This window comes from Pseudomonas sp. CLCA07 (assembly GCF_053615335.1).
In genome coordinates, this window is record NZ_CM132131.1 from 5170217 (window position 1) to 5182386 (window position 12170).

Consider the following 12170-nt stretch of genomic DNA (forward strand, 5'->3'; position numbering starts at 1 on the left):
TTGGTTCCTTTTCGGCGTTTGGAAAAGGGACTCGCTGTAAGAGCGAAACCGCCAGTAGCCGTTACCGCAGCAATGGATATGTACACCCGATAGGAAATGGTCGGCTGCCAGGCCGCCTTCGCTGCGATGCGGCGATCCGACAAGCCAGCTCCTACAGGAGGCCGGGTACATACGTGAGATTGGCTGTCAGGCCGTCTTCGCGAACAGGTTCGCACACAGGGGTGAGCGTACAGCCCAAAAAAAAACCCCGCATAAGCGGGGCCATAAAGGTGCAGCAGTCATGCTTTCGGGCGCTTGTCCATCACGTGACAAGCCTTGCCCTCAGAGCGCTTGATCGAATGCATTGGCTGCAAAACAACCCGCGAACTGATCCCGATATACGTCTTGATATGCCGACTCAACTCGCCACAAACAGCCTTCTGCTGTTCATCGCTCAAATGCTGATGTTCGGCCTTGAGCTCCACATGCACATCCACACTGTCCAGGTTGCCATTGCGATACAGATGGATCTCATAAGATTCTGAAAGTTGTTTTATTTTCAGAACCTGCTCCTCGATCTGCGTCGGGAACACGTTAACCCCACGAATGATCAGCATGTCATCGCTGCGCCCGGTGATCTTGTCGATCCGTCGCATCGGCCGCGCAGTCCCCGGCAGCAGGCGCGTCAGGTCGCGGGTGCGGTAGCGGATCATCGGCAAGGCTTCTTTGCTCAGGGAGGTGAACACCAGTTCGCCCATCTGGCCGTCCGGCAGCACTTCGCCGGTGATCGGGTCGATGATTTCCGGGTAGAAGTGGTCTTCCCAGATCGTCGGGCCGTCCTTGGTTTCAGCGCATTCCATGGCGACGCCCGGTCCCATGATTTCCGACAGACCATAGATATCCAGCGCGGTGATGCCCAGGCGGTTCTCGATGGCGCTGCGCAGTTCGCCGGTCCAGGGCTCGGCGCCGAAGATGCCCAGGCGCAGGGCCAGTTTGTGCGGGTCGATGCCCTGGCGCTCGATTTCATCGGCGATGTTGAGCATGTAGGACGGTGTGACCATGATGATGTCCGGCTGGAAATCCTTGATCAGTTGCACCTGTTTCTCGGTCTGGCCGCCAGACATCGGAATCACCGTGCAACCCAGGCGTTCAGCGCCGTAGTGGGCGCCGAGGCCGCCAGTGAACAGGCCGTAGCCATAGGAAATATGCACTTTGTCACCGCGACGACCGCCGGCCGCGCGAATCGAGCGGGCGACTACGTTGGCCCAAGTGTCGATGTCGTTCTGGGTGTAACCGACGACGGTCGGTTTGCCGGTAGTGCCGCTGGAGGCGTGCAGGCGCACCACCTCGTTCATCGGCACGGCAAACATGCCATAGGGATAGTTATCGCGCAGGTCGGATTTGGTGGTGAACGGAAACTTCGCCAGGTCTTCCAGCGATTTGATGTCGTCCGGGTGCACGCCCAGGGCATCGAAGCGCTGACGGTACAGCGGCACATTGTTGTAAGCGTGGTTCAGGCTCCAGCGCAGGCGATCCAGCTGGTGTTGACGCAGTTCGTCGATGCTGGCGGTTTCCAGCGGGTCCAGCACAGGATCAAGCACGGCTTTGGCAATTGGCATGTTCATAACTTCACTCGAATTATTGTTGTGTTCCGGCCCCGCTACGGCGGGGCTTTGAGTGCATGCCCCAAGGATACCTCTCGGCTCCTCGGGAATCGCGATTCTTTAGTCGGATAAGCGCTCAATGATCAGCGCGATGCCTTGGCCAACGCCGATGCACATGGTGCACAGGGCGTAGCGGCCTTGACGTTCTTCCAGTTCATGCAGGGCGGTGGTCACCAGCCGTGCGCCGCTCATGCCCAGCGGATGACCGAGGGCAATTGCGCCGCCGTTAGGGTTGACCCGTGGATCGGTATCGCTCAGACCCAGCTCGCGCAGTACGGCCAGGCCTTGCGCGGCGAAGGCTTCGTTGAGTTCGATCACGTCCATGTCGGCCAGGCTCAGGTTGGCCAGTTCCAGCACCTTGCGGGTCGCTGGCACCGGGCCGATGCCCATGATGCGCGGCTCGACACCGGCAGTAGCCATGGCGACCACCCGGCCGCGCGCCTTCAGGCCGTGGCGTTTGGCAACTTCGGGGCTGGCCAGCAGCAGCGCACAGGCACCGTCGTTGACCCCGGAGGCGTTGCCGGCGGTGATGCTGCCGCCTTCACGGAACGGTGTGCCGAGCTTTTGCAGTTGATCCAGCGTGGTATCGCCACGCGGGTGTTCATCGTGTTCGACGACTTTGGCCGGGCCTTTGCGCTGGGGGATTTCCACCGCGACGATTTCTTTAGCCAAACGCCCGCTGGCCTGGGCCGCGCCGGCACGTTGCTGGCTGCGCAGGGCAAAGGCGTCCTGGTCGGCGCGGGAGATGTTGAACTGCTCGGCGACGTTCTCTGCCGTCTCCGGCATGGAGTCGATGCCGTAGGCTTTCTTCATCAGCGGATTGACGAAGCGCCAGCCGATGGTGGTGTCGTAGATCTGTGCGTCACGGGAAAACGCCTGCTCGGCCTTGCCCATCACCAGCGGCGCGCGGGACATCGATTCGACGCCACCCACCAGCATCAGCCCGGCCTCGCCGCAGCGAATGGCGCGTGCTGCGGTGCCGATGGCATCCAGCCCGGAACCGCACAAACGGTTGAGCGTGGTGCCGGGCACGCTGACCGGCAATCCGGCCAACAGCGCCGACATGCGCGCGACGTTGCGGTTGTCTTCGCCGGCCTGGTTGGCGCAGCCATAAATCACGTCATCCACGGCAGTCCAGTCGACCTGCGGGTGGCGGCGCAGCAGTTCGCGCAGCGGCACCGCGCCGAGGTCGTCGGCGCGCACGCTACTCAAGGCACCGGCGTAGCGACCAATCGGGGTCCGCACCGCGTCGATGATCAAGGCGTCATTCATTTGGGTTCTCCTGCGGCAGTACTGCGCCGCGCACTTTGTAGGATTTGCCATGGAACAGCGCGATGAGCCGGCCCAGTTGGTTTTCAATACGAACGTCGTAGTTGCCGGTGCGACCGGAGCGGCTTTGCTCGGTGCAATCGGCTGTCAAGGTGTCGCCCAGGTGTGCCGGGGCGATGTAGTCGATGCTGCAACCGATGGCCACCGTGGCTTCGTTGTAGCTGTTGCAGGCAAAGGCAAACGCCGAGTCGGCGAGGGCAAACAGGTAGCCGCCGTGGCAAGTGCCGTGGCCCTGGATCATGTCGGCGCGCACGTTCATGCCGACGCAGGCACAGCCAGGTGCCGCCGAGAGCAGGCGCATGCCCATCGCCTGGCTGGCGGTGTCGCGGTCGAACAGGGATTTTGCGCAGTCGCTGGCCAGGTTCATCGCTTCGTGGTTAGTCATGAAAAGTTCTCCCTTCGGCGACGCGGCGGCGCAACAGCAATGACGGCCGATAGCGTTCTTCGCCGTAACTGGCTTGCAGGTTTTCCAGCACGTTGAGCACGTGCGAAAGACCGATGGCATCTGCCCAGGCCAGTGGACCTTGCGGGTAGTTGACCCCGGCGCGCATCGCCAGATCGATGTCGGCGGCCGACGCCACGCCTTGCAGCACGGCGTCGGCGGCTTCGTTGGCGAGCATGGCAACGGTGCGCAAAACGGCGAGGGCCGGGCTGTCGCTGAGTGCGCTGACGGTGAATCCGGCCCGTTGCAGCAGCGCGATGCCGTGATCGAGCGCGGATGGCTCTATGCCGGCTGCGTAGCTGATCGCGATGCGGCTGGCCTTGCTGTAATCGAATGCGAGGTCAAGCAGGATCAGATTGCGCAACCCGTCTTCCTTGGCGCGTTGACAGGCCATGCGCCCGTCGCTCAGCGCCAGTACCGCGTCACCGACTCGCAGCAGGCCTTGGCCGTCGCGCTGAATGACCTCGACCTTGTGTTCATGCAGGCGTGGGATCAGCGCGTTGGCGATCCCAAGATCACCTTCGACCACACAGGTTTCAACGGTCTGTTCGCTGCTGAGGGTGGTCGGCTGCGGCCGCACGGCACCTTCGGCGTAGCTGTAAAAGCCCTGGCCGCTTTTGCGCCCCAGACGCCCGGCGTCCACCAGTTCTTTCTGGATCAATGAAGGCAAGAAGCGCGTGTCGCCGTAATAGGCGTCGAACACCGAACAGGTCACCGCATAGTTCACATCGTGGCCAATCAAGTCGGTCAGTTCGAAAGCGCCCATCGCAAAGCCACCGGCATCGCGCATCAGCGCATCCAGTGTCGGGCAGTCGGCAGCGCCTTCCTGAAGCAGGCGCAGGCTTTCGGCGTAGAACGGCCGGGCCACACGGTTGACGATGAAGCCCGGTGTCGAACGGGTGTGTACCGGTTTTTTGCCCCAGGCCTTGGCGGTGTCGTACAGGCACGCGGCCAAGACCGGATCGCTGGCCAGTCCCGAGACGATTTCCACCAGCGCCATGACCGGCGCCGGGTTGAAGAAGTGCAGGCCGAGCAGCCGTTGCGGGTGATTCAGTTGCGCGGCGATGCTGGTGATCGACAGCGACGAGGTGTTGCTGGCCAGAATGCAGCGCACACCGCAGATCTCTTCCAGTTGGCGGAAGAGGGCGCGTTTGACCTCAAGGTTCTCGACAATGGCTTCGATCACCAGTTCGCAATCCGCCAGCGCTTCGATGGCTTCCACGGCCAGCAAGCGGGCGAGGGTGGACGAGCGCGATTCGGCCGAGAGCTTGCCGTTGTCGACGCGTTTGCCCAGTTGTCGGGCAATGCCCTCGATGGCTTGCGCCGCCGCGCCGGGGCGATTGTCCAGCAGCAGCACGGTGTGGCCAGCCTGTGCCGCGACCTGTGCAATTCCGGCGCCCATGGCACCGGCGCCGATCACCGCGATGCGAGCATTAATGTTCAGTGCAGTCATGACTCAGCGCCCCTTGAAGCTTGGGCTGCGTTTTTCCATGAAGGCGCCGACGCCTTCACGGTAATCCTCGCTGCGCCCGGCCAGGCGTTGCAGGTCTTTTTCCAGCTCCAGCTGCTCATCAAAAGTGTTGCTCAGGCTGGCGTTCAGGCTGCGCTTGATCAGTGCCAGACCGTAGGTCGGTTGCGTGGCGAGGTGTCGGGCGAGTTTCAGCGCTTCATCGCGCAGTTCGGCGTCTTCCACGCAGCGGTAGATCAAGCCCCATTGCTCGGCTTGTTCAGCGCTCAAGCGGTTGCCGAGCAAGGCCAATGCCTTGGCGCGGGCCATGCCGACCAGGCGCGGCAAGGTCCAGGTGCCGCCGGAATCGGGGATCAGGCCGATTTTGCAGAAGGCTTGAATGAAGCTCGCCGAACGCGCTGCCAGCACCAGGTCGCAGGCCAGCGGAATGTTGGCGCCAGCGCCGGCGGCCACGCCGTTGACCGCGCAGATCACCGGCAGCGGCAGGTCGCGCAACTGGCGGATCAGCGGGTTGTAGAACTTCTCGATGGACTCGCCCAGATCCGGCACGGCGCTGCCCGGCGCCACATTGCGATCGCTGAGATCTTGCCCGGCGCAGAAGCCGCGACCTTCCCCGGTCAGCAGCAATACACGCACATCCGGATTTTGCCGGACCTGTTTCAGGGCTTCCTTCACTTCACCGTGCATCTGCGCGTTGAAGCTATTCAGCTGATCCGGACGATTGAGGCTGAGCAGGGCGACGCCGGCTTCGATGGAAAACAGGATGTGTTCGAAATTCATGGTCATGGCGCTCTCTGGGAGGTCGTTCGCTTTTTTTTGAAAGGGCGGGGTGGTTACTGGCCAGTGAAGGTCGGCGTGCGTTTTTCCTGGAAAGCTTGAATGCCTTCATCGCGGTCGCGGGTGCCGGCCAGCACGGTGAAGGCGTGGCGCTCGAAACGCAGGCCGCTGGCGAGGTCAGTGTCCATGGCCTTGAGCAGCGCTTCCTTGGCCAGACGCACGGCCAGTGGTGCTTTGCCAGCAATGCTGCGGGCGATCTGTAAGGCGCGTTCGACGGTGAATTCCGGCTGGGTTACTTCGCTGACCAGACCGGCGCGCTGCGCCTGGCGGGCGTCGATCGGTTCACCGGTCAGGACCATTTGCATGGCCATGGATTTGCCGACGGCGCGCAGCAGGCGTTGGGTGCCACCGGCGCCGGGCATGATCCCGAGGTTGATTTCCGGCTGACCGAAACGGGCATCTTCACCGGCAATGATGATGTCGGCGTGCATCGCCAATTCGCAGCCACCGCCTAAGGCGAAGCCATTAACGGCGGCGATCAGCGGTTTGTTGAAGCGGGTGATGGTTTGCCACGACGCCTGGCGCGGGTCATCGAGGATGCCGACCAGATCGTGCTCGGCCATTTCCTTGATGTCGGCGCCGGCCGCAAAGGCTTTGCGGCTGCCGGTCATGACCACGACGCGGGTAGCGGGATCGGCTTGTGCGGCGTTCAGTTCATCGGCCAATTCACCGAGCAATTCGGTGGTCAGGGCATTCAACGCCTGCGGGCGTTGCAGGGTAATCAGGCGAACGCCTGGCTCGATGATCTCGACAGCAAGGGTTAGAGGCATGGCGGATGCCCTCACGGTGGGTGCTCAGCTGCAATGCCGGCTCATTATTGGATCGGCGGGGTAGGCCGGTTTTGCCTGAGTATACCTACAACGTGATACGCAAATACAATAGTAAAACGCATTTAACGTGTCTTATTGATGAGTGGTTGATCGCTGTTGGTCCGTGTTTTGCGAAGTCTGATTTGCGGATAATTGCCGATTTTATTGGCTTGAACGGCAAATGCAGACCCGTTAAGCCGTCTTTCATCAAGGGCGTGACTAAGTGATACGGAGTTTTAATCTTTGTGCTGGTAAAAGCGATGTGATACAAAATTAGTCAATATCGGCATCGCTTTGCGAACACACCCGGCACTGCGCTTAAAGGAATGTCCCATGACCTGCTACAGCCTCGATGGCTTGACCCCGGTGGTTGATCCCACTGCTTATGTTCATCCGTCTGCGGTGCTAATCGGCGACGTGATCGTCGGCCCGCATTGCTACGTCGGGCCGCTGGCGAGTTTGCGCGGGGACTTCGGCCGGATCGTGCTGGAGGAGGGCGCCAATCTGCAGGACACCTGCGTAATGCACGGTTTCCCGGACAGCGACACAGTGGTCGAGCGCAATGGCCACATCGGGCATGGCGCGGTGTTGCACGGTTGCCGAATCGGCGCCGACGCGCTGGTGGGCATGAACGCCGTGGTGATGGACAACGCACGCATTGGCCCGCGCTCATTCGTGTCGGCGGCGGCCTTCGTCAAAGCAGGGTTCGAATGCCCCGAACAGTCACTGGTGATGGGCGCGCCGGCCAGCATCAAGCGCGGCCTCAGCGATGAAGAAGTGTCGTGGAAGCAAGCGGGCACCCGCGAGTATCAGCAACTGGCCAAGCGTTGCCTTGAACAGATGCAAGTCTGCGAGCCACTGACCGAGCCGGAAGCGGATCGCCCACGTATCAGTGACAGCGGCATTCGCCCCAAAGGCAGCACCCTGTGAACACCCATCCCCTTGTGGGAGCGGGCCTTTGTGGCGAGGGGGCTTGCCCCCGTTTGAGTGCGCAGCGTTCACAAGATTTAGGGGCTGCTGCGCAACCCAACGGGGTGATGCGGCATTCCGGCAAGCCCCATCACCACAAAGGCTCACTCCCACAGGACTGCGCGCATTCGGTATATTCCTTTTCTTTTTTCAGCCCGGTACGCCCATGTCGTCCCTGACACCCTTGAACCAACTGATTACCCGCTTCCAGGAGCAGACGCCGATCCGCGCCAGTTCGCTGATCATCACGCTGTATGGCGATGCCATCGAACCCCACGGCGGAACTGTCTGGCTGGGTAGCCTGATTCAATTGCTCGAGCCCATCGGTATCAATGAGCGGCTGATCCGCACGTCGATTTTCCGCCTGACCAAGGAAGGCTGGCTGACCGCCGAGAAAGTCGGGCGTCGCAGCTATTACAGCCTGACTGGCACCGGTCGCCGGCGTTTCGACAAGGCGTTCAAGCGCGTCTACAGCTCCACCGTGCCCGCGTGGGACGGTTCCTGGTGCCTGGTGATGCTCACGCAGCTGACGCAGGACAAGCGCAAACAAGTGCGCGAAGAACTGGAATGGCAAGGTTTTGGTGCGATTTCGCCCGCGGTGTTGGCATGTCCACGTAGCGACCGTACCGATCTCAACGCGACCTTGCTCGACCTCGGCGCCCAGGAAGAGACCATCGTCTTCGAAACCACGGCGCAGGACGTCCTGGCGTCCAAGGCGCTGCGTTTGCAGGTGAAAGAAAGCTGGAACATCGAAGAACTGGCGACCCATTACAGCGAGTTCATCCAGTTGTTCCGACCGCTCTGGCAAGCGCTTCGCGAGCAAGAGAACCTGCAACCGTGCGACTGCTTCCTGGCACGGGTCCTGCTTATTCATGAATACCGCAAACTGCTGCTGCGCGACCCGCAACTGCCGGACGAGTTACTGCCCGGCGATTGGGAAGGTCGGGCAGCGCGCCAGTTGTGCCGCAACATTTATCGGCTGATCTACGCCAAAGCCGAGGAATGGTTGAACAGTGCGCTGGAAACCGCCGACGGTCCGCTGCCGGACGTGGGTGAAAGTTTCTATCGACGGTTTGGCGGGTTGAAGTAATTCGCCATTGTTGTGGGAGTGAAGTGGTTAGGGAGAACCTGGGAATTGGTGTAGATAATAAAAATAAGCCTGCATGAGGCCCAACATGATTTCTGCAAATGCACAGCGCCGTGATGGATTTGATCAGTGGATCCATCAGATCAACCAGATTTGTGGCGCCTTCAATGGGCAAACCCTGGGCGCCGGGTTTTCCGGGCAGATCCGGGAACACCGCAGCGGTGCGCTGAAACTCAGTTTTGTCGACGCCTGCCAGGCGCGGCTGTACCGCACGCCTGCGCAAGTCGCGGCGGGTGAGGACGGCAAATATTTTGCGGTGTTCCAGCTCGACGGCACGGCGGGCATGGCCCAGGGCGACAACAAAGTGTTGCTCTGCGCCGGTGACATCACCCTGATCGACGCCTCGCGCCCCAGCGACTTCACCTACAGTGAAAACTCCCGTCAGTTGTCGCTGATTCTGCCCTCACCGCTGATTGAGCAATCCTTGCGCTTCAACCAGGTCAAGTGCGGTCACCGCATCGTCGCGACGTCGCCGATGGCAGTGCTCTCTCACCGCCTGATTCTCGACGCCGCACAGCAAAACACTCTGAGCCTGCCGGAAAGCGAGGCGACGCTGGAAGCGATTGTCAGCCTGCTGCGCCCGGCCATCAGTCAAGCCGAAGACAGCAATGACTCGCATGAGCGCATCTTTCGCAAGACGCTGGAATGCATCGACACGCACATTCGCTCCGAAGAACTGTGCCCGGAATGGCTGGCGCGGGAAGTCGGCATGTCGGTTCGGGGGCTGTACCGGATCTTTGCCAAGAAGGGTTTGGTGGTGGCGAAATACATCAAGAATCGCCGACTGGACTTGTGCGCCGAGTCCCTGCGCCAATCGCGCACCGAACAGAAGCTGTCGGTGCTGGGTTACTCCTGGGGTTTTTCCGATTCGAGCTACTTTTCCACCGCATTCAAATCACGGTTTGGCATAGCGCCGGGCGAATACCGCAAGCAGCACGCTTGAGATCTGACTGAATGCACACGTAACCTTGTAGGAGTGAGACCGGCAAGCCGGTCTCACTCCTACAAGGTTTTGTACGTTCTACGGCTTGAGTAATTGGCTGAACGCCTCCAGCTCGCTTTTCTCCAGATCGGAAACCAGCACAAACCGCATGTGATTCGCTTGCCAGGACACCACGTTAAAGCCACGAATCGTCTGGCTCTGTTGCGGCTTATCCGCCTCCGGCGCGGGCAAGATAAACACGTTGATAATGTGCTTGGCCCGCCCATAACTCAGGGCCGCCGTGGCCTGATGCTGCAGATAATCCAACCGCCCACCCAACAGCACAAACCCTTGTGCCGAGTAATCGATTACCGGTGGCGCGAAGTCGAGTTTGCCGGTGAACCAAGGCTTCACGGTGTGGCGGTCGGACGACACCACATCGTTCAAATGCTCGGCCATTAACGAGCGGACGTGACTGGAGACCGCTTCGTCCACCAATGGCTGCTCGCTGGCAGGCGTTGCCACATAAAGCACCACCGCCAAGCCCAGTGCCGCCGCTGAAAAAGCCGGGGCGAACCATGTTCGCCAGCGCTCGATAATGCTTGAGGGGGGGGCAACAGTGGCGAGCACACTGGCCGTCAACGACGCCGGAGCTGCGTAATACGACGCCTGGCGTTTCACGCTGAGCATCAGCAGCCTCGCCTGATCATGCAGCCGCGCGCACTCGGCGCACCCGGCCAAATGCCCGGCCACCGTCGCAGCCGTCGCAGGATCCAGTTCCTTGTCCAGATAGCCATGCATCAAAGTCTGGCAGGCGGTGCAGTCGAGTTCATTCATGATCGTACAACTTCAGTAGTTCGAGCTTGAGCATGGCGCGCGCCCGGGCCAGCCTCGACATGACGGTGCCGATGGGAATGTCGACCACCAGGGCAATGTCCTTGTAGGGCAGGTCTTCGAGTTCTTTCAGAACAATCACCTCACGAAACGCCGGCGGCAGAGTACGCAGGGCTTGCTGGATGAGCGCCGCATTTTCCATGTGAATGGCCAGCAGCTCCGGGGTCTGGCTGTGGCTCAGCGCGGCGTCCTCTTCGGACAGCTCGTCGCCGATAGCAACCCAATGGTGCCCGGCCGAGGCCTTGAGCCAGGTGTAGCTTTCGTTGCGTACGATAGTTAGAAACCAGGCCTTGGCGTTGCCGTCGGCGAAGCGGTGTAAAAATCTGAAGGCGCGCAGGGCGCTTTCCTGAACGACATCGCGTGCGGCGCTGTCGTTGCCCGTGAGCCAGCGCGCGAGGTTGTAGGCCGCGTCCAGATGGGGCGCAAACAGTTCCTCAAATCGCTTCATAGTGGTTCCCGCACTGTCCCACCTCTATAACCGCGCAGCTCCGCATTTTATTCCCGGAAAAAACAACTTTTCCAATGCACAACTCAATCCCCCGTAGCAGCTGCCGAGGCATGAGGCTGCGTTGCGTGTCCGCAGGACCGCCCTTCGGGGGCCGCTACGCAGCCCAACGCAGCCTCGTGCCTCGACAGCTGCTACAGGCGATTCAATGTCGTGGAATAAAACCCTGTCCTGGTTGGTTGTATCTCGTGTCAGCACCATCACTGTAGTTCGCCAGCGAGGGAAATCCGATGGACATTCAATCAAAACACCCACGTCGCACCGACGGCCCGCTGAACCCTGACCGTCGAACGCTCCTTAAATGCTCGGCGTGGGCCGGGGCGGGGGTCCTCTGGGCCCTGAGCGGCGGCATTCCCCGGGCCTTTGCCCTGGATGCGGCGGGCAACGTCTCCGACCCCAAGGCACTGGCCAGCACCTTCCACTTCGTGCAGATCAGCGACTCGCACATCGGCTTCAACAAGGAGGCCAACCCGGAACCTGTGAAGACGTTGCAGGTGGCCATCGACAAGGTCATCGCGCTGCCAAAACGGCCGTCGCTGATCCTGCATACCGGCGATATCACCCACCTGTCCAAACCCGAGGAATTTGATACGGCCGCACAACTGCTCAAAGGCCTGCCATCCACCGTGCACTACGTCCCGGGCGAGCACGACACCCTCGACGAGGGCGGCGGTAAACTCTACCTGGAGCGTTACGGCGAGGGCACCAAAGGCAATGGCTGGTACAGCTTCGATGACCACGGCGTGCATTTTGTTGCACTGGTGAATGTCTTCAATTTCCAGGCGGGCCACGAAGCGACCCTGGGCACCGATCAACTGGCCTGGCTGGCCGATGATTTGCGCGCCGTGACCAGCAGCACGCCAATCGTGGTGTTTACCCATATTCCGTTGTGGACGGTTTATCAGCCGTGGGGCTGGGGCACCGAGGATGGCGACCAGGCGATTGCCATGCTGCGCAAGTACGGTTCGGTGACGGTGTTGAACGGGCATATCCACCAGGTCATCCAGAAAGTCGAAGGCAATATCACCTTCCACACCGCTCGCGGCACCGCTTATCCACAGCCCGCACCGGGTGCGGCACCTGCACCGGGGCCGATGACGGTGGCGGCTGATCAACTGCGCAACTATCTGGGGATTACCGATGTGCGAGCGACTCAGGGTGATCATCCGCTGGCGCTGATCGATTCGACACTGGTTTAGGGGAGG

Annotated in this window: 12 protein-coding genes; 4 read left to right on the plus strand and 8 right to left on the minus strand. The window is 61.0% G+C overall.

Going from position 1 to position 12170, the window contains the following annotated elements:
- Positions 1 to 278: 278 nt before the first annotated feature.
- From paaK to paaF, 6 genes are all read right to left on the minus strand, one after another.
- A complete protein-coding gene (gene paaK / locus ACWGZX_RS23655; protein ID WP_452625657.1) occupies positions 279 to 1604 on the minus strand; it encodes a phenylacetate--CoA ligase PaaK in 1326 nt (441 codons plus the stop codon).
- A gap of 99 nt (positions 1605 to 1703) precedes the next feature.
- Complete coding sequence (pcaF, locus tag ACWGZX_RS23660; protein WP_452625658.1) at positions 1704 to 2915, minus strand: 3-oxoadipyl-CoA thiolase; 1212 nt, start codon at positions 2913 to 2915, stop codon at positions 1704 to 1706.
- Positions 2908 to 3357, minus strand: coding sequence for a hydroxyphenylacetyl-CoA thioesterase PaaI (gene paaI / locus ACWGZX_RS23665; RefSeq protein WP_452625659.1), 450 nt, complete (start codon positions 3355 to 3357; stop codon positions 2908 to 2910). Before paaI ends, pcaF begins: the two co-directional genes overlap by 8 nt.
- Complete coding sequence (gene paaH, locus ACWGZX_RS23670) at positions 3350 to 4867, minus strand: 3-hydroxyacyl-CoA dehydrogenase PaaH (protein ID WP_452625660.1); 1518 nt, start codon at positions 4865 to 4867, stop codon at positions 3350 to 3352. Before paaH ends, paaI begins: the two co-directional genes overlap by 8 nt.
- A 3-nt stretch (positions 4868 to 4870) precedes the next feature.
- A complete protein-coding gene (paaG, locus tag ACWGZX_RS23675; RefSeq protein ID WP_452629058.1) occupies positions 4871 to 5662 on the minus strand; it encodes a 2-(1,2-epoxy-1,2-dihydrophenyl)acetyl-CoA isomerase PaaG in 792 nt (263 codons plus the stop codon).
- 53 nt (positions 5663 to 5715) lie between these two features.
- On the minus strand, positions 5716 to 6489 hold the full coding sequence (gene paaF, locus ACWGZX_RS23680; RefSeq protein ID WP_452625661.1) for a 2,3-dehydroadipyl-CoA hydratase PaaF: 774 nt from the start codon (positions 6487 to 6489) through the stop codon (positions 5716 to 5718).
- 372 nt (positions 6490 to 6861) lie between these two features.
- On the opposite strand from paaF, the gene paaY reads away from it, so the two are divergent.
- The 3 genes from paaY (at position 6862) to feaR (ending at position 9587) form a co-directional block, all read left to right on the plus strand.
- A complete protein-coding gene (paaY, locus tag ACWGZX_RS23685) occupies positions 6862 to 7458 on the plus strand; it encodes a phenylacetic acid degradation protein PaaY (RefSeq protein WP_452625662.1) in 597 nt (198 codons plus the stop codon).
- A 205-nt stretch (positions 7459 to 7663) separates the two neighbouring features.
- Positions 7664 to 8587, plus strand: a complete 924-nt coding sequence (gene paaX / locus ACWGZX_RS23690; RefSeq protein ID WP_150778157.1) for a phenylacetic acid degradation operon negative regulatory protein PaaX — start codon at positions 7664 to 7666, stop codon at positions 8585 to 8587.
- A gap of 85 nt (positions 8588 to 8672) precedes the next feature.
- Positions 8673 to 9587 carry a transcriptional regulator FeaR gene (gene feaR / locus ACWGZX_RS23695; protein WP_452625663.1) on the plus strand — a complete coding sequence of 305 codons (915 nt, stop codon included), beginning with the start codon at positions 8673 to 8675 and terminating at the stop codon, positions 9585 to 9587.
- Between the two features lie 78 nt (positions 9588 to 9665).
- Here feaR and ACWGZX_RS23700 read toward each other — a convergent pair whose 3' ends face one another.
- Positions 9666 to 10403, minus strand: coding sequence for an anti-sigma factor family protein (locus tag ACWGZX_RS23700; protein ID WP_452625664.1), 738 nt, complete (start codon positions 10401 to 10403; stop codon positions 9666 to 9668).
- Complete coding sequence (locus tag ACWGZX_RS23705; RefSeq protein ID WP_452625665.1) at positions 10396 to 10908, minus strand: sigma-70 family RNA polymerase sigma factor; 513 nt, start codon at positions 10906 to 10908, stop codon at positions 10396 to 10398. Before ACWGZX_RS23705 ends, ACWGZX_RS23700 begins: the two co-directional genes overlap by 8 nt.
- 287 nt (positions 10909 to 11195) lie before the next feature.
- Here ACWGZX_RS23705 and ACWGZX_RS23710 point away from each other — a divergent pair, with 287 nt between their 5' ends.
- Positions 11196 to 12164, plus strand: coding sequence for a metallophosphoesterase family protein (locus ACWGZX_RS23710; RefSeq protein WP_452625666.1), 969 nt, complete (start codon positions 11196 to 11198; stop codon positions 12162 to 12164).
- The last annotated feature ends 6 nt before the right edge of the window (positions 12165 to 12170 follow it).

Excerpts from the sequence above, each read along its gene's own strand:
- ACWGZX_RS23705 (WP_452625665.1), bottom strand. The coding sequence starts at position 10,908 with ATGAAGCGATTTGAGGAACTGTTTGCGCCCCATCTGGACGCGGCCTAC.
- pcaF (WP_452625658.1), bottom strand. The coding sequence starts at position 2,915 with ATGAATGACGCCTTGATCATCGACGCGGTGCGGACCCCGATTGGTCGC.
- paaH (WP_452625660.1), bottom strand. The coding sequence starts at position 4,867 with ATGACTGCACTGAACATTAATGCTCGCATCGCGGTGATCGGCGCCGGT.
- paaG (WP_452629058.1), bottom strand. The coding sequence starts at position 5,662 with ATGAATTTCGAACACATCCTGTTTTCCATCGAAGCCGGCGTCGCCCTG.
- paaX (WP_150778157.1), top strand. The coding sequence starts at position 7,664 with ATGTCGTCCCTGACACCCTTGAACCAACTGATTACCCGCTTCCAGGAG.
- paaY (WP_452625662.1), top strand. The coding sequence starts at position 6,862 with ATGACCTGCTACAGCCTCGATGGCTTGACCCCGGTGGTTGATCCCACT.
- paaK (WP_452625657.1), bottom strand. The coding sequence starts at position 1,604 with ATGAACATGCCAATTGCCAAAGCCGTGCTTGATCCTGTGCTGGACCCG.
- ACWGZX_RS23700 (WP_452625664.1), bottom strand. The coding sequence starts at position 10,403 with ATGAATGAACTCGACTGCACCGCCTGCCAGACTTTGATGCATGGCTAT.
- ACWGZX_RS23710 (WP_452625666.1), top strand. The coding sequence starts at position 11,196 with ATGGACATTCAATCAAAACACCCACGTCGCACCGACGGCCCGCTGAAC.
- paaI (WP_452625659.1), bottom strand. The coding sequence starts at position 3,357 with ATGACTAACCACGAAGCGATGAACCTGGCCAGCGACTGCGCAAAATCC.
- paaF (WP_452625661.1), bottom strand. The coding sequence starts at position 6,489 with ATGCCTCTAACCCTTGCTGTCGAGATCATCGAGCCAGGCGTTCGCCTG.
- feaR (WP_452625663.1), top strand. The coding sequence starts at position 8,673 with ATGATTTCTGCAAATGCACAGCGCCGTGATGGATTTGATCAGTGGATC.